At 65.8% G+C, this 21,155-nt stretch carries 17 protein-coding genes; 12 read left to right on the forward strand and 5 right to left on the reverse strand.

Translation table 11 applies throughout. The features are described from left to right. Positions 1 to 38 precede the first annotated feature (38 nt). Positions 39 to 191 (reverse strand): hypothetical protein, encoded by a 153-nt coding sequence (locus RD110_RS28290; protein WP_204250013.1) that lies wholly within the window; start codon positions 189 to 191, stop codon positions 39 to 41. Positions 192 to 235: 44 nt separating this feature from the next. After that, the gene (locus tag RD110_RS00750) at positions 236 to 1,474 is read right to left on the reverse strand and encodes a threonine ammonia-lyase (RefSeq protein ID WP_076195770.1); all 1,239 of its coding nucleotides are present in this window, start codon (positions 1,472 to 1,474) and stop codon (positions 236 to 238) included. Between the two features lie 123 nt (positions 1,475 to 1,597). On the opposite strand from RD110_RS00750, the gene RD110_RS00755 reads away from it, so the two are divergent. Further along, positions 1,598 to 3,907: an ATP-binding protein gene (locus RD110_RS00755; protein ID WP_076195772.1), complete on the forward strand. Its 2,310-nt coding sequence runs from the start codon at positions 1,598 to 1,600 to the stop codon at positions 3,905 to 3,907. A gap of 221 nt (positions 3,908 to 4,128) precedes the next feature. Continuing rightward, a complete protein-coding gene (locus RD110_RS00760) occupies positions 4,129 to 5,268 on the forward strand; it encodes a nucleoside hydrolase (protein WP_076195773.1) in 1,140 nt (379 codons plus the stop codon). Between the two features lie 27 nt (positions 5,269 to 5,295). Here the strand turns inward: RD110_RS00760 and recQ are convergent, their stop codons facing one another. After that, complete coding sequence (recQ, locus tag RD110_RS00765) at positions 5,296 to 7,164, reverse strand: DNA helicase RecQ (RefSeq protein WP_076195775.1); 1,869 nt, start codon at positions 7,162 to 7,164, stop codon at positions 5,296 to 5,298. Between the two features lie 157 nt (positions 7,165 to 7,321). On the opposite strand from recQ, the gene RD110_RS00770 reads away from it, so the two are divergent. The 3 genes from RD110_RS00770 (at position 7,322) to RD110_RS00780 (ending at position 9,577) form a co-directional block, all read left to right on the forward strand. Continuing rightward, positions 7,322 to 8,374 carry a homocysteine S-methyltransferase family protein gene (locus RD110_RS00770; RefSeq protein ID WP_076195777.1) on the forward strand — a complete coding sequence of 351 codons (1,053 nt, stop codon included), beginning with the start codon at positions 7,322 to 7,324 and terminating at the stop codon, positions 8,372 to 8,374. Between the two features lie 92 nt (positions 8,375 to 8,466). Further along, positions 8,467 to 8,844: an energy transducer TonB family protein gene (locus RD110_RS00775; protein ID WP_076195779.1), complete on the forward strand. Its 378-nt coding sequence runs from the start codon at positions 8,467 to 8,469 to the stop codon at positions 8,842 to 8,844. 79 nt (positions 8,845 to 8,923) lie between these two features. Next, positions 8,924 to 9,577: an RraA family protein gene (locus RD110_RS00780; protein ID WP_076204160.1), complete on the forward strand. Its 654-nt coding sequence runs from the start codon at positions 8,924 to 8,926 to the stop codon at positions 9,575 to 9,577. Between the two features lie 85 nt (positions 9,578 to 9,662). Here RD110_RS00780 and RD110_RS00785 read toward each other — a convergent pair whose 3' ends face one another. After that, positions 9,663 to 10,568 (reverse strand): response regulator transcription factor, encoded by a 906-nt coding sequence (locus RD110_RS00785; protein WP_076195781.1) that lies wholly within the window; start codon positions 10,566 to 10,568, stop codon positions 9,663 to 9,665. Continuing rightward, on the reverse strand, positions 10,565 to 14,077 hold the full coding sequence (locus tag RD110_RS00790) for a hybrid sensor histidine kinase/response regulator (protein WP_076195783.1): 3,513 nt from the start codon (positions 14,075 to 14,077) through the stop codon (positions 10,565 to 10,567). The genes RD110_RS00785 and RD110_RS00790 overlap by 4 nt, the downstream gene beginning before the upstream one ends. Positions 14,078 to 14,265: 188 nt before the next feature. Here RD110_RS00790 and urtA point away from each other — a divergent pair, with 188 nt between their 5' ends. The 7 genes from urtA (at position 14,266) to RD110_RS00825 (ending at position 21,094) form a co-directional block, all read left to right on the forward strand. Continuing rightward, entirely contained in the window at positions 14,266 to 15,528 is a 1,263-nt protein-coding gene (urtA, locus tag RD110_RS00795; RefSeq protein ID WP_076195785.1) for an urea ABC transporter substrate-binding protein, read from the forward strand. Positions 15,529 to 15,706: 178 nt separating this feature from the next. After that, positions 15,707 to 16,621, forward strand: a complete 915-nt coding sequence (gene urtB / locus RD110_RS00800; RefSeq protein WP_076195787.1) for an urea ABC transporter permease subunit UrtB — start codon at positions 15,707 to 15,709, stop codon at positions 16,619 to 16,621. A 39-nt stretch (positions 16,622 to 16,660) separates the two neighbouring features. Beyond that, a complete protein-coding gene (gene urtC, locus RD110_RS00805; RefSeq protein ID WP_076195789.1) occupies positions 16,661 to 17,854 on the forward strand; it encodes an urea ABC transporter permease subunit UrtC in 1,194 nt (397 codons plus the stop codon). 38 nt (positions 17,855 to 17,892) lie between these two features. Continuing rightward, positions 17,893 to 18,636 carry an urea ABC transporter ATP-binding protein UrtD gene (urtD, locus tag RD110_RS00810; RefSeq protein WP_076195791.1) on the forward strand — a complete coding sequence of 248 codons (744 nt, stop codon included), beginning with the start codon at positions 17,893 to 17,895 and terminating at the stop codon, positions 18,634 to 18,636. A 132-nt stretch (positions 18,637 to 18,768) separates the two neighbouring features. Beyond that, complete coding sequence (gene urtE, locus RD110_RS00815) at positions 18,769 to 19,458, forward strand: urea ABC transporter ATP-binding subunit UrtE (RefSeq protein ID WP_076204162.1); 690 nt, start codon at positions 18,769 to 18,771, stop codon at positions 19,456 to 19,458. Positions 19,459 to 19,495: 37 nt separating this feature from the next. Continuing rightward, the gene (fmdA, locus tag RD110_RS00820) at positions 19,496 to 20,719 is read left to right on the forward strand and encodes a formamidase (protein ID WP_076195793.1); all 1,224 of its coding nucleotides are present in this window, start codon (positions 19,496 to 19,498) and stop codon (positions 20,717 to 20,719) included. 30 nt (positions 20,720 to 20,749) lie between these two features. Then, positions 20,750 to 21,094, forward strand: a complete 345-nt coding sequence (locus RD110_RS00825; RefSeq protein ID WP_076195795.1) for an FmdB family zinc ribbon protein — start codon at positions 20,750 to 20,752, stop codon at positions 21,092 to 21,094. The last annotated feature ends 61 nt before the right edge of the window (positions 21,095 to 21,155 follow it).

Raw genomic sequence — 21,155 nt, forward strand, 5'->3', positions numbered from 1 at the left:
AAGCGAGTTACGCCGAACAGGCGGGCGCTTCGGCGCGATTACGCCATGAAAACGGCGATGAATGCCAGCAGGAAGATCAGCACGCCGCCGACGACGGGCAGCACGATTGGGATCAGCGGCACGATGGCTTCGATGGGATCGGCCGCATGGTTTTCGGCCGAACGGTCGGCGGACGGGGTCGGGCTGGACATGGAGGGTTCCTTGCAGGTTCGCGCTATTCTAGAGCAGAGGATTTCTACCTCTGCTCGCTGGCCTCGAAGCCCGCGGCGTGCAGCGCGGCGATGACTTCGTCCATGTGGGTGCGGCCGCGGGTCTGGATCACCAGTTCAATGTCCACGTTCTGCGCCGAAAGCGCGGTGAACGCGCGCTGATGGTGCACCTCGTCGATGTTGGCGCCCGCACCGGCCACGGTGGCCGTGATCTTCGCCAACGAACCCGGGTTGTCGCGCGCCCCGACGCGGATGCGCGCCAGCCGGCCCGCGCGCACCATGCCGCGTTCGATGATGGCCGCCAGCAGCAGCGGATCGATGTTGCCTCCGCATAACACCAGGCCGATCTTCTTGCCGCGGAAGCGGTCGGGGTATTTCAACAGCGCGGCCAGGCCCGCCGCACCGGCGCCTTCGACCACGGTTTTCTCGATTTCCAGCAGCATCAGGATGGCCTGTTCGATGTCGGCCTCTTCGACCAGCACCAGGTCGTCCACCAGTTGCCTCACGATTTCCTGCGTGAGTTTTCCCGGCGACCCGACCGCGATGCCTTCGGCGATCGTGCTGCCGCCCTGCGCGTGGTGCGTGCCCTGGATCGCATTCACCATGGCCGGGAAGCGAGAGGCCTGGACACCCACGATCTCAATGCCGGGCTTCAGCGCCCGCGCGGCAGTGGCAATGCCGGCGATCAGCCCACCACCGCCGACGGCGATGATCAGGGTGTCGATGTCCGGCACCTGCTCCAGCATTTCCAGCCCGACCGTTCCCTGGCCGGCGATGATGGCCACGTCGTCGTAGGGATGCACGAAGACCAGCTGCTCTCGCTCGGCGAGTTCGAAGGCATGGGCACGCGCTTCTTCCAGCGTTTCACCATGCAGCACGACTTCGGCCCCGAAACCGCGGGTCCGCTCGACCTTCACGCCGGGCGTGAAACGCGGCATGACGATCACCGCGCGCAGGCCGAGCCGCTGGGCGTGGTACGCCACGCCTTGCGCGTGGTTGCCCGCGCTCATCGCCACCACGCCGCGCAGGTGCGGGGTATCGGGGGCCAGGCCGGCGGCGCGGGCGGCTTCGGCGTCGACGAGCTGCGCCAGCTTGTTGCACGCACCGCGTTCCTTGAACGAGGCGGTGAACTGCAGGTTTTCGAATTTCAGGAAGACGTGCGCACCCGCGATTTCGGAAATCGTGCGGGAGTCCACGAAAGGCGTGGTCAGTATCTGGCCTTGCAGGCGCGCGGCGGCCTGGCGGATGTCGTCGATCGATGTCATGCTCGGATTGTGTGCCAAATGCCCATGCGGCTGGCGCATTTTCGGCCGGCCGGTATTCCCTTGCCTGTCGGGCTGCGTTATGGTGCGGACCAACGTATCTCGTTGCTGGAGCATGCTTTCCCCATGAAACGCTCGTTTGCCTCCGCGGCCGACGCCCATCTGATCCCGTCTCCCGGCTTGCAGGAAGCGCCGGTGCTGGATCTCATGTGCTCGCATTTCGTACTGACGCTGGTGGCCCGGCAAGGCGCCAAGTTCAACGTGCGGCGAGATCTCAACAGTCTGCTGGCGATGGCCGGCCGGCATCTGGTCTGGCCGCAACCCGTGCTGTTGCGCCTGCGCGAATTCCTCGGCCGCCGCTGCAAGGACAACGAGTTCTGGCGCGGCCACACCACGCTGGACACGGCGGAGTTCCTCGAGCGCCACGGTGTCTGGCGCGGTCCTTACGAAGAAGGCACGCTGTTCTTCTACCTCGACGAATATGCGAAGGATCAGCCCAAGGATCTGTTGGCCGCGCTCGCCGTCACTGGCGACTGGCTGACCCACGTGCTGAAGAAACAATCCACGCTCGTCGAGAAAAACATCGACGCGCTGTCGGGCCTGCTGCAGCTGAACAAGGCGGAGCGCGCCTTGCTGCTGTATGGCACGCTCGCGCGTTACCAGCGCGACCTGCGCACCATCCTCGTCGAGGTCAAGGTCAACAACGCGCCCGAGGCGTATGCGGCGATCGCCGAAGTCGCCGGCGTGAGCGCGGCCGAAGTCGGCGAGGCCTTGCGTGCCGGCTCCCGGCTGGAACGTATCGGCCTGGTGGAGAACCTGATCTCCGAACACAACATCACCGACCTGGCCGACCTGATGAAGGTCAGCGAGAAGCTGCCTCCGGTGCTGATGCGCGAATACCGCGACCAGAACGAACTCATGGCCGTGTTCACGCGGCCGGCCACCAAGAGCACGCTGAGCCTGCGCGATTTCACCTTCGTCGACGAGGATGCGCAGGTGTTGCTGGCGCTGTTGCGCAACGCCGTGGTGCGCAAGGAGCCGGGCGTCAACGTGTTGTTGTACGGCCCGCCCGGCACCGGCAAGACCGAACTCGCGCGCGTCGTGGCGCAGGCCGCGGGGCTGGATCTTTTCGAGGTCGAGTACGCCGACCGCGACGGCAATTCCTTGAGCGGCCGCGACCGTTACCGCTCGCTGCAGATCGCGCAGGTGTTCCTCAAGGGCAGCGTGCAGGCTGCGCTGCTGTTCGACGAAGTCGAGGACGTGTTCCCGCCGATCAGTTCCGAGGCCGCGCAGCTCATGGCGCGCGCCGAGCAGGTCGTGGCGCCGAGCAACGGCTCGGTCAGCGGCAAGGCCTGGGTCAACCAGATCCTCGAATCGAACAGCGTGCCGACCATCTGGGTGACCAACCGCATCGAGCAGATCGACCCGGCGTTCCGGCGCCGTTTCGCCTACCACCTCGAGCTCAAGTCGCCGCCTCCCGGCGCAAGGGAAGGCCTGGTGCGCAAGACCCTCGAAGGCGTGCAGGTGTCGGATGCCTTCGTGGCCAAGCTTACCGAACGCAAGGGTCTGACGCCGGCGCAGATCCGCACCGCGGTGCGTTTTGCCGACCTTGCCACGAACGATGCGGCGGGCATGGAAAGCCTGATCGAACGCCAGTTGCGCAATGCCGACATGGCGCTGGGCAACCGCAGCGCGGACACCACCGGCCGGCTCAGCGTCACCACCTACAGCCTCGACATGCTGAACGTGGAAAGCCGCTTCGAAGTACCGCGCATCGTGGAGGCGCTCAAGGCCCGCGGCCACGGCACGCTGTGCTTCTACGGTGCGCCAGGCACCGGCAAGACCGCGCTGGCCGAACACATCGCCAAGTCGCTCGAAAAGCCGCTGATCATCAAGCAAGCCAGCGACCTCATGAGCAAATACGTGGGGGAAACGGAGCAGAACATGGCGGCGATGTTCCGGGAGGCCGAAGCCGAGCAGGCCGTGCTGCTGCTCGACGAGGCCGACAGCTTTCTGCAGGACCGGCGCGGTGCGCAGCGCACTTACGAAGTCACGGAAGTCAACGAAATGCTGCAGGGCATGGAGCGCTACCGCGGCATCTTCGTCTGCACCACCAACCTGCTGGACCGCATCGACCAGGCCGCGCTGCGCCGCTTCACTTTCAAGATCAAGTTCAATCCGCTGACGCGGGCGCAGCGCGAAGCCATGTTCGTGGTCGAGGCCCTTGCCGGCGATGCCGCCCGGCTGGACGCGGCGCTGGCCGCGCGGCTGGCCCGGCTCGAGCAGCTATGTCCCGGTGACTTCGCCGCGGTGAAACGCCAGTCCGACATCCTCGGCGAAGCCTTGCCCGCCGAAGAGTTCCTCGACCAGCTCGAAGCCGAACACCGCATCAAGCCCGAGGTGCGCGAAGCCCGCGGCATGGGCTTCATGCGCTGAGTCGGCGCGCGCAACGCGGCGACCGATGGTCGCCGCACATTTGATGAAACGTCTGACTGGGTTTCTCCACCTGCCGTGAATCGATTCTGCGCGAATCAGGCGGCGTGCAAATTTTTACAAGCGCCTCCTTGCCGCCCGCGCGACCTGCCCTCTAGACTCGATCCCGCTTAAGCCGCAAACGTTTGCTTTTTCAACGTGATCGGACAACAACGGGAGTGGGAATGAAAATTCAGCGGCGTATTTTCCTGGCGGTGGCGGTTCTTTCGGTGGCGGTGTCTGCCTGCGGTGGCGGCAGCAGTTCTTCCGCGGTGGTGCCGAAGGTCATCATCGACAGCGACTACAACACCATGAGCGACGACGGCCAGCTGGGTGTCATGGCGGCGCAACTGCAGGCGCAGGGCAAACTCAAGGTCATGGGCATCAGCGTGGTGTCGGGCAACCAATGGCTCAAGCAGGGCGTGGCGGACGCGCTGAAATCGGTCGAGCGTCTCGGTGTGGAAGACCGCATCGGTGTCTACGCGGGCGCGAACCATGCCTTCAACCACGACTTCGCCACGATCCAGCGTGAACTCGCCGCGGGTGCGGGCGGTGACGGTTACCTAGGTGCGTGGAACGGCCCCGAGCCGCTGAGCGATGCCGACCTGAAACCCTCGCCCGACGGCTTCGCCACCCATACCAAGGTGCAGGCCAAAAGCGCGGTGGATTTCATCGTCGACACGGTCAAGGCCAATCCGAAGGAGGTCACCATCCTCGCGATCGGCCCGCTGACCAACATCGCGATGGCCGCCCGTCGCAATCCCGAGATCGTGCCGCTGATCAAGCAGATCATCTACATGGGCGGCGCCGTCGATGTGGCTGGCAACACCACCAAGCTGGCCGAGTTCAACTGGTGGTTCGACCCCGAAGCCGCGCAGGAAGTCGTGCGGCTGCCGATCCCGCAGGTGGTGGTGCCGCTCGACGTGACCGACACCGTGCTGCTCGACAAGACGGTCTACGACCGCATCGCCCATCCGGCCAAGCCCACGGCGGTGACGGACGTGTTCCAGAAACTCAACGGCTACGGCTTCGACGGCAAGAACGGCTTCGAGACCAACCCGAGCTACACCCAGAACATCTGGGACACCTTGACCCTGGCCTACCTGCTCGACCCGGCCTACGCCACCAGCACCGTGCAGCGCTACGTCGACGTGCTGGCCAAGCCCGGCGCGGCGGACAACGGCCGTTCGGTCGGTTATGCCGAGCAGCCCGCCGGGCCGGCACTGCAGAAGATGACGGTGGTGAAGACCTTCGACAACAAGCGTTTCTTCGAACTCTACGTCGACCTGCTCACCCGTCCGGTGCCGGTCACCCTCGCGCCCTGAGCCCCGTGCGCGGCGGGCCAGGCGGCATCAGCCCGCCGTGCACACCCGCAGCACTTCCGCGCCGTAGGCCTCGAGTTTCTTGGTGCCGATGCCGCTGATGCCCTGCAGATCTTCCAGCGAATGCGGCGAGCGGCCGGCGATGGCGGCCAGCGTCGCGTCGTGGAAGATCACATAGGCCGGCAGATTGTGTTCCTTGGCCACCTCGGCGCGCCAGGCCTTGAGGTTGGCGAAGCGCACCTGCGCCGCGTCGTCCAGGCCGAGCGCGGCGGGCGGGGCGGCGGTCTTTTCACCGTTGCTGCGGCGCGATTTGCGGTCGGTGGGGCTGGACAACGTCTCGCGCAGCTGCACCTTGGTTTCGCCCTTGAGCACGGCGCGTGAGGCGTCGGTGAGCTGCAAGGTGTTGAAGGCCTGGGAGTCCACCGCCACCGCGCCAATGGCGATGAGCTGGCGCAACACGCCGCGCAGCTGTGTCTCGCTGAACTCCGCGCCGATGCCGAAGGTGCTCACGCGTTCATGGCCGAACTGCTTGACCTTGTCCGTTGCCTTGCCGCGCAGGATGTCCATGATGTGGCCGGTGCCGAAGCTGATGCCGCTGGCCTGCTGTACGCGGTAGATGGTGCTGAGCAGCTTGCGCGCGGCGTCCGTGCCGTCCCAGACCTGCGGAGGCGTCAGGCAGTTGTCGCAGTTCCCGCAAGGCACCGACTGTTCCCCGAAGTAGCGCAACAGCCGCACGCGCCGGCAATCCGTGGCTTCGGCCAGCGTCAGCAGCGCATCGAGCTTGCCGCGCATCACCTGCTTGAATTCCTCGCCGGCCGGGCTTTCGTCGATCATGCGGCGCTGGTTCACCACGTCCTGCAGGCCGTACGTCATCCACGCGGCCGCTGGCAGGCCGTCGCGGCCTGCTCTACCCGTCTCCTGGTAGTAGCCTTCGATGTTCTTCGGCATGTCCACATGCGCCACGAAACGCACGTCGGGCTTGTCGATGCCCATGCCGAAGGCGATGGTGGCCACCATCACGATGCCTTCCTGGCGCAGGAAGCGGTCCTGGTGGTCCTGCCGCACCTTGGCGTCCAGCCCGGCGTGGTAGGGCAGGGCCTTGATGCCGTTGTCGCTGAGGATGGTGGCGATCTCTTCCACGCGTTTGCGCGACTGGCAATACACCACGCCCGCGTCCTGGAAGTCGGCGCCCGCGTGTTCGCGCTGGATGAAGCGCAGCAACTGCGAAGTCGCGTCCTTCTTCTCGACGATGGTGTAGCGGATGTTCGGCCGGTCGAAGCTGCTGACGAAATGGCGCGCTTCCTCCAGTTGCAGCCGCTCCACGATGTCGGCGCGCGTGAGCGCATCCGCCGTGGCCGTGAGCGCGATGCGCGGCACGCCGGCAAAACGTTCGTGCAGCACCGTCAGCGCGCGGTATTCAGGGCGGAAGTCGTGGCCCCACTGGCTCACGCAATGCGCCTCGTCGATGGCGAACATGCTGAGCTGGCCGCGCGCATGCAACGCGTCGAGCTGCTGCAAAAAACGCGGCGTCGTCAGCCGCTCGGGTGCGGCATACAGCAGCGTGATCTCGCCGCGCTGGAGCCGGCGCTCGACGTCGTTCGCCTCGTCGAAGCTCAGGGTCGAATTCAGGAACGCCGCCGACACGCCGGCTTCGTGCAGGGCACCCACCTGGTCGTGCATCAGCGCGATCAGCGGCGACACCACAATGGCCACGCCCTGGCCGGCCTGCTGCCGCGCGATCGCCGGGATCTGGTAACACAGCGACTTGCCGCCGCCGGTGGGCATCAACACCAGCGCATCGCCGCCGCCCACCACGTGCTCCACGATGGCCTGCTGGGGGCCACGGAACTGCTCGTAGCCGAAAGTCTCGCGCAGGATGGCGGTCAGGTTGGAATTCATGGCGCGATGGGAAAGGAGAGATTGCTATCCAAAAGATAGCTGGAAGCGTAGATGGAAATTGCGCGAGAGGCTGATTTGATTCAAAACATGGCGCATGCGGCGCGGCATCAACCCGTATTGTCCAAGGAAAACCGGCTGTTCCTACAATCGAGGCCTCATGAAAACGCCCACCTACACCCGCGCCCAGCAACTGCCCGCCATCCTGGCGCAGCGTATCGCCATCCTCGACGGGGCCATGGGCACCATGATCCAGCGCTTCAAGCTGGGCGAGGCGCAGTACCGGGGCAAGCGGTTCAAGGACTTCCACAAGGACGTGAAGGGCAACAACGAGTTGCTGAGCCTGACGCGGCCCGACGTCATCACCGACATCCACGAGGGCTACCTCGCCGCCGGTGCCGACCTGATCGAGACCAACACCTTCGGCGCCACCACCGTGGCCCAGGCCGACTACGACATGGCCGACCTGGCGCGCGAGATGAACCTGGCCTCCGCCAAACTGGCCCGCGCCGCCTGCGACAAATATTCGACACCGGACAAGCCGCGCTTCGTCGCCGGCGCCCTCGGCCCTACCCCCAAGACGGCCAGCATCAGCCCCGATGTGAACGACCCCGGCGCGCGCAACGTGAGCTTCGAGGAACTGCGCGCCGCGTACTACGAGCAGACCGAGGCCCTGGTCGAAGGCGGCAGCGACGTGCTGCTGGTCGAGACCATCTTCGACACGCTGAACGCCAAGGCTGCGCTGTTCGCCATCGACGAATACTTCGAGAAATCCGGCGAACGCCTGCCGTTGATCATCAGCGGCACGGTGACCGATGCCTCCGGCCGCATCCTGAGCGGCCAGACCGTCACCGCCTTCTGGCACAGCGTGCGCCACGCGCAGCCGCTGGCCATCGGCCTGAACTGCGCCCTCGGCGCCGCGCTGATGCGCCCCTACATCCAGGAGCTCAACCGCGCCGCGCCCGACACCTTCATCAGTTGTTACCCGAACGCCGGCCTGCCCAACCCGATGAGCGACACCGGCTTCGACGAAACCCCGGCCGACACCTCGGCCCTGGTGCGCGAGTTCGCGGCCGAGGGCCTGGTCAACATCGTCGGCGGCTGCTGCGGCACCACGCCGGACCACATCGCGGCGATCCATGAGGCGGTGGCACCGCTGGCGGGGCGGGCGTTGCTGGGCGGGAACGTGCGCTTCTACGAAGCGGCGGCCTGAGACCGGACCGGGCACGCGGTAGGATTCCTGCTGTCGCTCGACAGTGCGCGGCGTGACGAACCGCGTTTCATTCCAACAGCAGGAGGAATCCCTTGAGAGTTTTCAACGTACGTGTCGCTGCCGTACTGATCGCCGCCGCACTGGCCGGCTGTGCCAGCACCGATCCCCAGCCCTGGCCAGCCAAGGTGGTCAGCGTGGACCAGATGAAAGTGCTCACGCCGATCCGGATGAAGTTCATCCACACCTCCGAGGAAAAGAGCGGCGTGTTGACCACCGTGCTGGTGGTGCATGTGGATGCGCAGGGCAAGGCGGTTCGCTCACGCGTCGAACAATCCAGCGGCCACGCCCGCGTGGATGAGGCCGCCAAGCTGGCACTCCTGGAGGCGCGTTTCGCGCCCTACACCGTGGACGGCGCGCCCGAGGCCGTCAGCGTGGTGATGCCCATGCATGTGCCGGTGAAGAAACTCTGAGTCCTGTCAACCCTGGTTGACCGAATGGACAGCCCGCCCCGCACAGGCCAACATGCAGGTTTTCCAAAAGGACCTGGCCATGACCCTCGACCCTCTGGTCGCGCGACTCGAACAAACCTATTCCGGCGTACTGAACGACGTGATGCGCGGCCAAGGGCTGCGTGACTTCACGCTGCCGCCGAGCCTGCGCCCGCTGATCCCGCGCCAGAAGCTGTGCGGGCCGGTGTTCACCGTGAGCGGCAAGGTCGACACCAGCGCGGATGCGCACACCACCTTGCTGGCCTGGACGGGGCTGCTGTCGAAAGCCAAGCCGGGCCATGTGCTGCTGATCCAGCCCAACGATTCCACCGTGGCGCACATGGGCGAGCTCTCGGCCGAGACGCTGAAGTTCCGCGGCGTACGCGGCGTGGTGGCCGATGGCGGCACGCGCGACGCCGAGTTCATCATCGACATGGGGCTGCAAGTCTGGCACCGCTACTTCACGCCGCGCGACATCGTGAGCCACTGGTTGCCGGATGCGTTCGACGTGCCGGTGCAGATCGGCGACGTGACGATCGCGCCGGGCGACTACGTGTTCGGCGACACGGACGGCATGGTCCGCCTGCCGAAGGCCCAGGCCGAGTCCATCGTGGCCGCGGCCGAGGAGGCCATGGGCAAGGAGAACCTGGTGCGCAACGCCATCCTGGAGGGGGTGGACCCGCAGGAGGCGTACCTGCGGCACGGCAAGTTCTGATCCACGCTTGCCGTTCGTGCTGAGCCTGTCGAAGCATTTGCACGGCCCTTCGACAGGCTCAAGGCGAACGGGTGATCAGGTGAACCTAAGCCGGCGGCAGCAGCCGCCCGGCGATGGCCGTGGCCGCGGAGCGCGTCTCCACGCCGAGCTTCTCGAAGATGTGCTCCAGGTGTTTGTTCACCGTGCGCGGGCTCATGCCGAGGATGTCGGCGATGTCGCGGTTGGTCTTGCCCTTGGCCAGCCACGACAGCACCTCGGTCTCGCGTGGCGTGAGCGGCACGTCGGGCTGGCGCAGCGCGGTCACCGTGTCGGCCGCGAGCACATGGAGCAGCAGCGTGGCCTCTGAGAATCCGCTCTGGCCCATGTGCCGCGCCACCAGGCGCCGGCGACCGGGCATGGCCGCGCTGGTCTGGCCGAGCCCGATGGCCGACTGCAGCCAGGTCGTGCGTTCATCCGCCGCGTCGGGTTGGAAGGCTTCGTCGAGCCAGCGCGTGGCCTGCGGCGAGCGCCAGGCGACGCGGCCGAGGCCGTCGAGCACCACGGCGCCCATGCCGGCCACGTCCACCGCTTCGCGCGCCAGCCGTGTCGCCTGCGCATTGCGCACGTGCGTGGCGAGCCGCGCCAGCACCTCGGGGATGCGCAGTGGCTTGACCACGTAGTCCACGCCGCCCGCGGCGAAGCCCTGCAGGATCTGTTCGGTCTCCGACAGGCCGGTCATGAACACGATCGGCACATGCGACCACGGTGGTGTCGCCTTGAGCTGGCGGCACAGGGCGAAGCCATCGATGCCGGGCATCACCGCGTCGAGCAGCACACCGTCGGGCACGGCGATCTCGAAGCGCTGCAGGGCCTCTTCGGCGTCGCGCGCCACCAGCACCGCATAACCTTCGGCGTCGAGCGCATCCACGAGCATGCGCAGCGTGTCGAGGGCATCGTCCACCACCAGGATCACGCGGCGCGCAGGTTCGGGTGGGGGGTCAAATCGGTTCATGTCGCGTCATGTTCGGGTTCTCGCAAATGGTGGGCCAGGGCCTGGAAGTCGAAACGGTCGGCGCAGGCCTGCAGCCGTTGCAGCGCGGCGGCGTGTTCGGGCCACGTGGCCCGCGCCGTGCGCAAAGTTTCGCGCAGGGCGCCGGCCTGGCCCTGGCGCGCCAGCCGGTTCAGGTCTTCGCGCAGCGCTTGCGGCAACGCGGCCAGCTGTGCGGCAGGATCGGCATTCGCCCGGCCCGGCGTGGCCTCGTCGTCATCGCTTCGCATCGCATCATAGGGCGTGCCGGCCGTGCGCATCGGCCGGTGCCGGTCCACGAGCGACAGCGGCGTGTTGTCGCGCACCCATTCGAGCTGCAGCGCACGCTCGAGCGCATCGAGCAGTTCGGACTCGATCACCGGTTTGCCGACGAAGCCCTGGCAATCCAGCGTCGCCAGCCGTTCAGGCTGGTGGTCGAACAGATTGGCCGAGACGAAGACGATGGGCAGTTGCCCGGCCGGCATCAGGCCGCGCAGCAGGGCCGCGGTCTGCCAGCCGTCGAGGTCGTCCATGGTCAAGTCGAGCAGTACCAGGTCGGGCGGCTCGTGCTGCACGATTTCCAGGCATTCGCGGCCGCTGGCGGCTTCGCGCACGTCGAAGCCCAGCGGCACCAGCAGGCCGGCGAGCAGCTGGCGTTGCAGCGGCTGGTCGTCCACCACCAGCAGCGTGCGCCGCGGCGCGAGGTAGCCGATGACCGGGCGCAGCGCCACGGGCCGCAGAGGCGGCCGTGTCGGGTCGGCGGCGATGCCGGGCAGGTACAGCCGCACGGTGAAGGTGCTGCCCTGGCCGGGTGTGCTGGTCATGCTGAGCTCGCCGCCCATCAACTGCGTGAGCAGATGGGTGATGGTCAGGCCCAGGCCGGTGCCGGTTTCGCTGGCGCGCCGGCCCGCGCTGCCGCGCTCGAACGGCAGGAAGATGCGCTCCTGGTCCTGCGGCGCGATGCCGATGCCGGTGTCGATGACCTCGATGCGGGTCACGTGCTGGCGGAAGTCGAGCCTGAGGCGCACCTCGCCCTGGTCGGTGAAGCGCACGGCGTTGGCCAGCAGGTTGATCAGGATCTGCCGCAGCCGCTTGGCGTCCGCGCGGATCCAGGCCGGCGCCGCACCTTCGGTCTGCACGGTGAAGCGCAGGCCCTTGGCCTCGGCCTGCGGCCGCAGCATGCCGTCCACGTCGTCGAGCAGGCCGGCCAGCGGCAGCGGCGCCGGGTCGAGCCTCAGCCGGCCGGCCTCGATGCGCGCGAGCTCCAGCGAGCCGTCGATGAGCGCGTGCATGTGCTGGCCGCTGTGCTGCATGGTCGAGAGCGTCTCGCGCATCCAGCCATCGGTCTGCGGGTTCTTGAGCAGGATCTGCGTGTAGCCGAGGATGCTGTTGAGCGGCGAACGCAGCTCGTGCGTCATGCCGGCCACGTAGCGCGTCTTGGCCAGGCTGGCCGACTCGGCATGGTCCTTGGCGGCCTGCAGTTCGGCGTCCGTGCGTTTGTGGGCCTCGATTTCCTGCAGCAGCAGTTGCGTCTGGCGCTCGGATTCGTCCTGCGCCATGCGCCGGCTGTCGGTGCTCAGCACCACCCACCAGGCGCACACGGCGGCCAGCAGCGCCAGCAGCAGCGCCACCTTGAGGAAGGGCGCGCGCAGGAACTGCGCCGGGGTCTCCAGGCTTTCCTGCACGTACACCACGCCCACCAGGAAGGCCATCACCGCGCACAACGTGATCATCACCATCAAATACTGGCCGAGCCGGAAGTTGACCTTGGCCGCCCACTGCCGCGGCAGCAGCAGGGCAGCCACGGCGCGCAGCTGGTCGGTAGCGCGCGAGCCGGTCTTGCAGCGGTCGTGGCAGCGCGATTCGAGCGAGCAGCACAGCGAGCAGATCGGCGCGCCGTAGGCCGGGCAGCGGGCCATGTCTTCCGATTCGAACTGGTTCTCGCACACCGTGCAGCGCACGATCTCGCCCGGCGCCCAGCCGGTGTCGGGCGAACGCGCCAGGTAGTAGCGGCCGCCCGTGGCCCAGGCCAGGAGCGGCGCCAGCGCCATCGACACCACCAGCGCCACCATCGGCGAAAACGCGGCAGCCGTCTCGCCCAGCCATCCCGCATAGGCGCAGCAGCCGGCGATGGCGGCCAGGATCATCGCGCCCAGGCCGACCGGGTTGAAGTCGTACAGATGCGCGCGGCGGAACTCGATGCCCTTGGGCGACAGACCCAGCGGCTTGTTGATCACCAGGTCGGCCACCAGCGCGCCCACCCAGGCGATGGCCACGTTGCTGTACACCGCCAGCACCTTTTCCAGCGCGCCGAACACGCCCATGGTCATCAGCAGCGTGGCGATACCCACGTTGAACACCAGCCAGACCACGCGGCCCGGGTGGCTGCGCGTCACGCGCGCGAAGAAGTTCGACCAGGCCAGCGAACCGGCATAGGCGTTGGTCAGGTTGATCTTGATCTGCGACACCACCACGAACAGCACGGTGATGCCCACCGCCGCGCCGGGCAGGCCCACCGCATGCATGATCTGGTTGAACCCGGCCAGGAACATCTGCGTGGGCTCGGCGGCGCGGCCCGCGCCCACCTCGAACTGCAGCGCCGCGAAGGCCAGGAACGCGCCGCCGGCCATCTTCAGCATGCCCATCACCACCCAGCCCGGGCCGGCCACGAGCACCGCGCCCCACCAGCGCTTGCGGTTGGCCGCCGTGCGCTCGGGCAGGAAGCGCAGGAAGTCCACCTGTTCGCCGATCTGCACCACCAGCGAGAAGATCACCGCCGCGGCGGCGCCGAACATCAGCGGATCGAAGCCGCTGCTGCCCGATTTCAGGCCCGACAGGCCGGCGAAGTCGCGGTACAGCTGCGGCTGGCTGATGCCGATCCACACGAAGGGCAGCAACAGCAGGAACAGCCACAGCGGCTGCGTCCAGGCCTGCAGCTTGGAGATCAGCGTGATGCCGCGCATGGCCAGCGGCAGGACGATGACCGACGACAGCACATAGCACCATTCGAGCGGCCAGTCGACCACCATCTGCAGCGCCAGCGCCATGATCGCCGCCTCCAGCGCGAAGAAGATAAAGGTGAACACCGCGTAGATCAGCGAGGTGATGGTCGAGCCCAGGTAGCCGAAGCCCGCGCCGCGGGTGAGCAGGTCCATGTCCAGGCCGTAGCGCGCCGCGTAGTAGGCGATCGGCAGGCCGGTGAGGAAGATGATGACGCCGACCGCCAGGATCGCCCACATCGCGTTGGCGAAACCGTAGTTCAGCGCGATGGCGCCGCCGATGGCTTCCAGCGCCAGGAACGACAGCGAGCCGAACGCGGTGTTGGCCACGCGGAATTCGCTCCAGCGCCGAAAACTCTTGGGCGTGTAGCGCAGCGCGTAGTCCTCCATCGTCTCGTCGGCCACCCAGGCGTTGTATTCGCGACGGAAGCGGAAGATGGTCTGCGGCGCGGCCGGGCCGGCAGGTTTGGGTTCGAGAACGGGAGGAAGGGCCATGGGGGATTGATGCAAGAAACGTTCTAGGCAGATTTGGCCAGCACTTCGTGGCGTGTCAGCGCCCGCCTACGTTAATTGACGTATGTGCGTGCTTAGGGGTTGTCCCTAACCTTCTCTCCAGCGCGGCACCACCCAGAAACCGTCGCCGAACCAACCTCAACCTGTCCGCTGCAAGGAGCTTTTCCATCATGAAGCATCAATCCGACGCCAACGTCCCCACCCCAACCACGGACGCTGGCCGCCGCCGTTTGCTGCAGGCACTGGGCGCCGCCTCGGTCGCGGGCCTGCCGGCCTGGTCTTCCGCCCAGCCGACCGCTTCGGTCAACACCACCAAGCTGGCAGTGACCGACACCGAAGTCACCGTCGGCCAGTTGCATTCGGCCACGGGCACGATGGCGATCTCGGAAACCGGCGCGATCCAGGCCGAACAGCTGGCCATCGACGAAATCAACGCCATGGGCGGGATCCTGGGCCGCAAGATCAAGGTGATCAAGGAAGACGGCGCCTCCGACTGGCCCACCTTCGCCGAAAAGGCCAAGAAGCTGCTGATCAACGACCACTGCGCCGCGGTGTTCGGCTGCTGGACCTCGGCCTCGCGCAAGGCCGTGCTGCCGGTGTTCGAGAAGGAAAACGGCCTGCTCTACTACCCGACCTTCTACGAAGGCCTGGAGCAGTCGAAGAACGTGTTCTACACCGGCCAGGAAGCCACGCAGCAGATCCTGTACAGCCTGGACTGGGCCAAGACCGAGAAGAAGGCCAAGACCTTCTTCCTGATCGGCTCCGACTACATCTGGCCGCGTACCTCCATGAAGATCGCGCGCAAGCACATCGAGAACTTCCAGAAGGGCAAGGTCGTCGGCGAAGAGTACTACCCGCTGGGCAGCACCAACTTCGGCTCGCTGATGAACAAGATCAAGGTGCAGAAGCCCGATTGCATCTTCGCCGCCGTGGTCGGTGGCTCCAACGTGGCGTTCTACAAGGCGCTGAAGGCCGCGGGCATCACCGGTGACAAGCAACTGCTTGTGACGCTGGCCGTGACCGAAGACGAAATGACCGGCGTGGGCGGCGAAAACTTCGCCGGCTTCTACTCGTCGATGAAGTACTTCCAGTCGCTCGACAACGAGAACAACAAGAAGTTCGTGGCCGCGTTCAAGGCCAAGTACGGCAAGGACGCCGTGATCGGCGACGTGACCCAGGCCGGCTACCTCGGCCCCTGGCTGTGGAAGGCCGCCGTGGAAAAGGCCAAGAGCTTCGACGTGGACAAGGTGGTTGCCGCCTCGCCCGGCATCGAACTCAAGACCGCGCCCGAAGGCTACGTGAAGCTCGACGCGAACCACCACCTGTGGAGCAAGTCGCGCATCGCCATGGGCATGCCGGACGCGACCTTCAAGGTCGTTGCCGAATCGCCAGAACTGATCAAACCCGATCCGTTTCCAAAAGGCTATCAGTGAACTGGGCACACCCCCAAGTCGCTCACTTCGTGTAGCTCCTCCCCCCTTGCAGGGGGCGACACCAGCGGCCTGGCAAAGCCAGTTCCGCGGTGTCCCTGGAAGGGGCTTCGCTGCGCTTGCCGTTTGAGGAGCGGCAAGCTGTTGTTGACCGTTTGATGTCTTTGATGAGATTGCCGCTATGACTATTTCCGAGATGATGAACATCGGCCTGATGCAGGGCTTCGCGGGTCTGAGCCTGTTCGCCGTGCTGTTGCTCATGGGCCTGGGGCTGGCGATCATCTTCGGCCAGATGGGCGTGATCAACATGGCGCATGGCGAGTTCATGACCATCGGCGCCTACACCATCTACCTGGGCTCCGTGCTCACGGCCGAACACGCGCCGCAGTTCATGCCCTATTACTTCCCGTTGGCCATCCTCGCGGCCTTCGGTTTTGCCTTCATCGCGGGCTGGCTGGTGGAGTGGGGTCTGATCCGCCACCTCTACAAGCGCCCGCTCGACACGCTGCTGGCCACCTGGGGCGTGAGCCTGGCACTGCAACAGTGCTTTCGTACCTTCATCGGCCCGAAGGAGGTCAGCCCGACGCTGCCCGACTGGCTGCTCGGCTCCTGGGCGCCCTCGGAGGGCCTGGACATCCCGATCAACGGCCTGTTCGTGCTCGGCCTGACGGTGGTCGTCACCTGCGGTGTGCTGCTGGCCCTGCACAAGAGCCGCTGGGGCCTGCGGGTGCGCGCCACGGTGAGCAACCGCGTCATGGCCAACGCCATCGGCATCGACACCAAGAAGACCGACCGGCTGACCTTCGCCATCGGCTGCGGCATCGCCGGCGTGGCGGGTGCGGCTTTCACCACCATCGGCTCCACCGGCCCCACCTCAGGCTCGCTGTACATCGTCGACGCCTTCCTGGTCGTCACCTTCGGCGGCGCAGCCAGCCTGCTGGGTACGGTGGTGTCTGCCTTCGGCATCGCGCAGACCCAATCGATCACCGAGTTCTTCCTGGCCGGCTCGATGGCCAAAGTGATCACGCTTTCACTGATCGTGCTGATTTTGATGATGCGTCCGCAAGGCCTGTTCGCCTCCAAGGTCCGCAGATAAGCGCCCGTTCCCCCTATTGCATTGCCCCGGAGCCCTCTCATGAAGTCCCTCAAGTTCTGGATCCTGCGCTACCAGCTCACCAGCGTCGTGCTGCTGGTGTTCCTGCTGGCCGTGGTGCTGCCACTCACGCTCGACATCTTCCGCCTGAACCTGGTCGGCAAATACCTCACCTACGCTTTCGTCGCCATCGGCCTGGTGATGGTGTGGGGCTACGGCGGCGTGCTGAGCCTGGGGCAGGGTGTGTTCTTCGGCCTCGGCGGCTACGCCATGGCGATGTTCCTCAAGCTCGAGGCCTCGGACCCGATCACCACCAAGATCCAGTCCACACCCGGCATTCCCGACTTCATGGACTGGAACCAGATCACCGCACTGCCCGCGTTCTGGCTGCCGTTCAAGAGCCTGCCGCTGACCCTGATCGCCATCATCGCCGTGCCCACGCTGCTGGCCTGGATCGTGAGCTTCGCCATGTTCAAGCGGCGCGTGGGCGGCGTGTACTTCGCCATCATCACGCAGGCCGTTGCGCTGATCCTCACCGTGCTGATCATCGGCCAGCAGGGCTACACCGGCGGCGTGAACGGCATGACCGACCTGAAGACCGTGCTGGGCTGGGACACCCGCACCGACAGCGCCAAGTACATCCTCTACTACCTGTGCGTGGCCCTGCTCACCGGCGCCATCCTGCTGTGCCGCTGGATCCAGGTCGGCAAGGTCGGTACGCTGCTCCTGGCCATGCGCGACAAGGAAGACCGCGTGCGCTTTTCAGGCTACGACGTGGCGAACTTCAAGGTCTTCACCTTCTGCCTGGCGGCGGCGCTGTCGGGCATCGGTGGTGCGCTGTTTTCGCTGCAGGTGGGCTTCATGTCGCCGAGCTTCGTCGGCATCGTGCCCTCGATCGAGATGGTGATCTACGCCGCGGTCGGCGGGCGCATGAGCCTGGTGGGCGCGGTCTACGGCACGCTGCTGGTCAACGCCGGCAAGACCTTCTTCTCAGAAAGTTTCCCCGACCTGTGGCTGTTCCTCATGGCCGGCCTGTTCATCGGCGTGACCATGGCCTTCCCGATGGGGCTGGCCGGCCTGTGGGAAAGCCACATCGTGCCCTGGTGGAAAGGCCGCCGCGAAGCCCTGCGCCGCGCCGAAGTGCACCCGCCTGCGGCTCATGTGCCTGCCGCCCCGGCCGTGGCCACGGTGCCCCAGGCGCCCGACCACGCCTTGCCCGACGGCGCGCGCAGCTGAAGCGTTCGATCCCCCGACACGTCCACCGAGCAACTCCCATGAGCAACACCGACTTTGCCCTCGCCGTCGAAGACCTGACCGTGTCCTTCGACGGTTTCAAGGCCATCGACACGCTGACCCTGTACATCGACAAGAACGAGCTGCGCGTGATCATCGGCCCCAACGGCGCCGGCAAGACCACGCTGCTCGACCTGATCTGCGGCAAGACGCGCGCCAGCAGCGGCAGCATCAAGTTCAAGAACACCGAGCTCACCAGGATGGCCGAATACCGCCGCGTGCGCATGGGCATCGGCCGCAAGTTCCAGACGCCGTCGATCTACGAGAACCTGTCGGTGTTCCAGAACCTCGAGGTGTCGTACCCCGGCGGGCGCTCGGTGTTCGGCGCGCTCGGCTTCAAGTGCACGGACGAAGTCAAGGCCAAGGTGCAGGTGGTGGCCGAGGACATCGGCCTGGCCGACAAGCTCGACACCGAGGCCGGCTTGCTGAGCCACGGGCAGAAGCAATGGCTGGAGATCGGCATGCTGCTGATGCAGGAGCCCGAGCTCCTGATGCTCGACGAACCCATCGCCGGCATGAGCTCGCGCGAACGTGAGCTCACTGCGGAACTGCTGCAGCGCATCTGCAAGAACCGCGCGGTGATCGTGATCGAACACGACATGGAATTCGTCAAGCGCATCGCGCACAAGGTCACCGTGATGCACCAGGGAAAGATCCTGGCCGAGGGGCCGATGGAGCAGGTGCAGGCCGACCCGAAGGTGATCGACGTTTATCTGGGGCACTGAAAAAATGTTGCACACCCCCAGGCTTGCCCACTTCGTGTGGCCACCAACCCCCTTGCAGGGGGCAACACCAGCGGCCCGGCAAAGCCGGTTCCGCGGTGTTCCACGACTAAAGGAGAACCTATGAGCAGCGTGATGTTGAAAGTGAACGACCTGCACGTCGCCTATGGCCAGAGTGAGGCCCTGCACGGCCTGAGCTTCGAAGGCCATGCCAACGAGACCGTGGCCATCATGGGCCGCAACGGCATGGGCAAGACCACGCTGTTCAAGAGCCTGATGGGCATCCTGCCGCTCAAGAGCGGCAGCATCACCGTGGCCGGGCAGGACGTGTCGAAGGACGAGAGCTACAAACGCGTGGCCAAGGGCATCGCCTACGTACCGCAGGGCCGCATGATCTTCCCCACGCTCACCGTGGAAGAGAACATCCAGACCGGCCTGGAGAACGCCAAGGTCAAGCAGATTCCCGAGGAAATCTACGCGCTGTTCCCGGTGCTGTGGGACATGAAGCGGCGCAAGGGCGGCAACCTCTCCGGCGGCCAGCAGCAGCAGCTCGCGATCGCACGTGCATTGGTCACCGACCCGAAAGTGCTGCTGCTCGACGAACCCACCGAAGGCATCCAGCCGTCCATCATCAAGGACATCGCCAAGGCGCTCAACGAGATCCGCAAGATGCGCAAGATCACCATCATCGTGTCCGAGCAGGTGCTGTCGTTTGCCATGGACGTGGCCGACCGGCTGTTCGTCATCGAAGGCGGCCGGCTCGTCCATGAGACGGCCCGCGACAAGACTGACATCAATCACATCAAAGCCTATCTGTCGGTCTGATCCTTTCACTCACCACAACCACCCAGGAGCCATTGCAATGACAGACACGCTGATCAAAGTCGACCTGACGAAGTCGCCCACCGAAAACGAGAACATCCACAACCGCTGGCACCCGGACATCCCGATGGCCTGCTGGGTCAATCCGGGTGACGACTTCATCCTCGAGACCTTCGACTGGACCGGCGGCTTCATCAAGAACAACGACAGTGCCGACGACGTACGCGACATCGATCTCACCACGGTGCACTATTTGAGCGGCCCGGTGGGTGTGAAAGGCGCCAAGCCCGGCGACCTGCTGGTGGTGGAACTGCTCGACATCGGTGCCAAGCAGGACAGCCTGTGGGGCTTCAACGGTTTTTTCTCCAAGAAGAACGGCGGTGGTTTCCTGACGGAACATTTCCCCGAAGCGCAAAAATCGATCTGGGACTTCAAGGGCATGTTCACCAGCTCGCGCCACATCCCGGGCGTGAACTTCGCCGGCCTGATCCACCCCGGCCTGATCGGCTGCCTGCCCGATCCCAAGATGCTGGAGCTCTGGAATAAACGCGAGCAGCAACTCATCGACACCAACCCCACCGGCGGCCTGGCCAATCCGCCATCGCCCGGCACCGCCCACATGGGCAAGATGAAGGGCGAGGCCCGCGACAAGGCCGCGGCCGAAGGCGCGCGCACCGTGCCGCCGCGCGAACATGGCGGCAACTGCGACATCAAGGATCTGTCGCGCGGATCCAAGGTGTTTTTCCCCGTGTACGTGGACGGCGGCGGCCTCTCCGTGGGCGACCTGCACTTCAGCCAGGGCGATGGCGAGATCACCTTCTGCGGCGCGATCGAAATGGCCGGCTGGGTGCACATGAAGGTGTCGATCATCAAGGACGGCATGGCCAAGTACGGCATCAAGAACCCGATCTTCAAGCCGAGCCCGATCACGCCGCAGTACAACGACTACGTGATCTTCGAAGGCATCTCGGTCGACGAGACCGGCAAGCAGTACTACCTCGACGTGAACGTGGCCTACCGCCAGGCCTGCCTGAACGCCATCGAATACCTGAAGAAGTTCGGCTACTCGGGCGCGCAGGCTTATTCCATCCTTGGCACGGCACCGGTGCAGGGCCACATCAGCGGCGTGGTGGACGTGCCCAACGCTTGTGCTACCTTATGGCTGCCAACCGGCATCTTCGACTTCGACATCAACCCGAATGCGAATGGGCCGACGAAGTTCATCGATGGCAGCATCCAGATGCCGCTGTCGCACGATCTATAAGCCGAACCGACCTACAGAGGAACCCGCGCCATGCCGACCTATGACTACCAATGCAGCGCCTGCGGCGGCTTCGAAGCCCGGCGCAGCGTGAGCGAACGCGACGAACCCATCGCCTGCCCGGACTGCAGCGCGGCGTCGGTGCGCGTGATGTCGGCCGCGCCGCGCCTGGCGCTGATGGCCGACGGCACGCGCCGTGCCATCGCCACCAACGAACGCGCTTCGCACGAGCCCAAACGCTCGGGCGACTACGCGCGGCTCAAACATGGCTCGGGCTGCGGTTGCTGCAGCACGGCGGGCAAGCGCGGGGCGACGGTCACCGGTGCGAATGGCAACAAGACATTCCCGTCGAAGCGGCCCTGGATGATCAGCCACTAGCCACCTCCCTTGATCGATCGCTTCGGGGCCTGTTTCACCAACGTGGAACAGGCCCATTTTT

This window comes from Rhodoferax koreense (assembly GCF_001955695.1).
GTDB classification, from domain to species: Bacteria; Pseudomonadota; Gammaproteobacteria; order Burkholderiales; family Burkholderiaceae_C; genus Rhodoferax_B; species Rhodoferax_B koreensis.

What these genes read in the sequence shown, in the direction of transcription:
- RD110_RS00770 (WP_076195777.1), top strand. Translation starts at nt 7,322, where the DNA reads ATGAAAACGCCCACCTACACCCGCGCCCAGCAACTGCCCGCCATCCTG.
- RD110_RS00785 (WP_076195781.1), bottom strand. Translation starts at nt 10,568, where the DNA reads ATGAACCGATTTGACCCCCCACCCGAACCTGCGCGCCGCGTGATCCTG.
- urtE (WP_076204162.1), top strand. Translation starts at nt 18,769, where the DNA reads ATGTTGAAAGTGAACGACCTGCACGTCGCCTATGGCCAGAGTGAGGCC.
- RD110_RS00755 (WP_076195772.1), top strand. Translation starts at nt 1,598, where the DNA reads ATGAAACGCTCGTTTGCCTCCGCGGCCGACGCCCATCTGATCCCGTCT.
- urtC (WP_076195789.1), top strand. Translation starts at nt 16,661, where the DNA reads ATGAAGTCCCTCAAGTTCTGGATCCTGCGCTACCAGCTCACCAGCGTC.
- RD110_RS00760 (WP_076195773.1), top strand. Translation starts at nt 4,129, where the DNA reads ATGAAAATTCAGCGGCGTATTTTCCTGGCGGTGGCGGTTCTTTCGGTG.
- fmdA (WP_076195793.1), top strand. Translation starts at nt 19,496, where the DNA reads ATGACAGACACGCTGATCAAAGTCGACCTGACGAAGTCGCCCACCGAA.
- RD110_RS00825 (WP_076195795.1), top strand. Translation starts at nt 20,750, where the DNA reads ATGCCGACCTATGACTACCAATGCAGCGCCTGCGGCGGCTTCGAAGCC.
- RD110_RS00750 (WP_076195770.1), bottom strand. Translation starts at nt 1,474, where the DNA reads ATGACATCGATCGACGACATCCGCCAGGCCGCCGCGCGCCTGCAAGGC.
- urtA (WP_076195785.1), top strand. Translation starts at nt 14,266, where the DNA reads ATGAAGCATCAATCCGACGCCAACGTCCCCACCCCAACCACGGACGCT.
- RD110_RS28290 (WP_204250013.1), bottom strand. Translation starts at nt 191, where the DNA reads ATGTCCAGCCCGACCCCGTCCGCCGACCGTTCGGCCGAAAACCATGCG.
- urtD (WP_076195791.1), top strand. Translation starts at nt 17,893, where the DNA reads ATGAGCAACACCGACTTTGCCCTCGCCGTCGAAGACCTGACCGTGTCC.
- RD110_RS00780 (WP_076204160.1), top strand. Translation starts at nt 8,924, where the DNA reads ATGACCCTCGACCCTCTGGTCGCGCGACTCGAACAAACCTATTCCGGC.
- urtB (WP_076195787.1), top strand. Translation starts at nt 15,707, where the DNA reads ATGACTATTTCCGAGATGATGAACATCGGCCTGATGCAGGGCTTCGCG.
- RD110_RS00790 (WP_076195783.1), bottom strand. Translation starts at nt 14,077, where the DNA reads ATGGCCCTTCCTCCCGTTCTCGAACCCAAACCTGCCGGCCCGGCCGCG.
- recQ (WP_076195775.1), bottom strand. Translation starts at nt 7,164, where the DNA reads ATGAATTCCAACCTGACCGCCATCCTGCGCGAGACTTTCGGCTACGAG.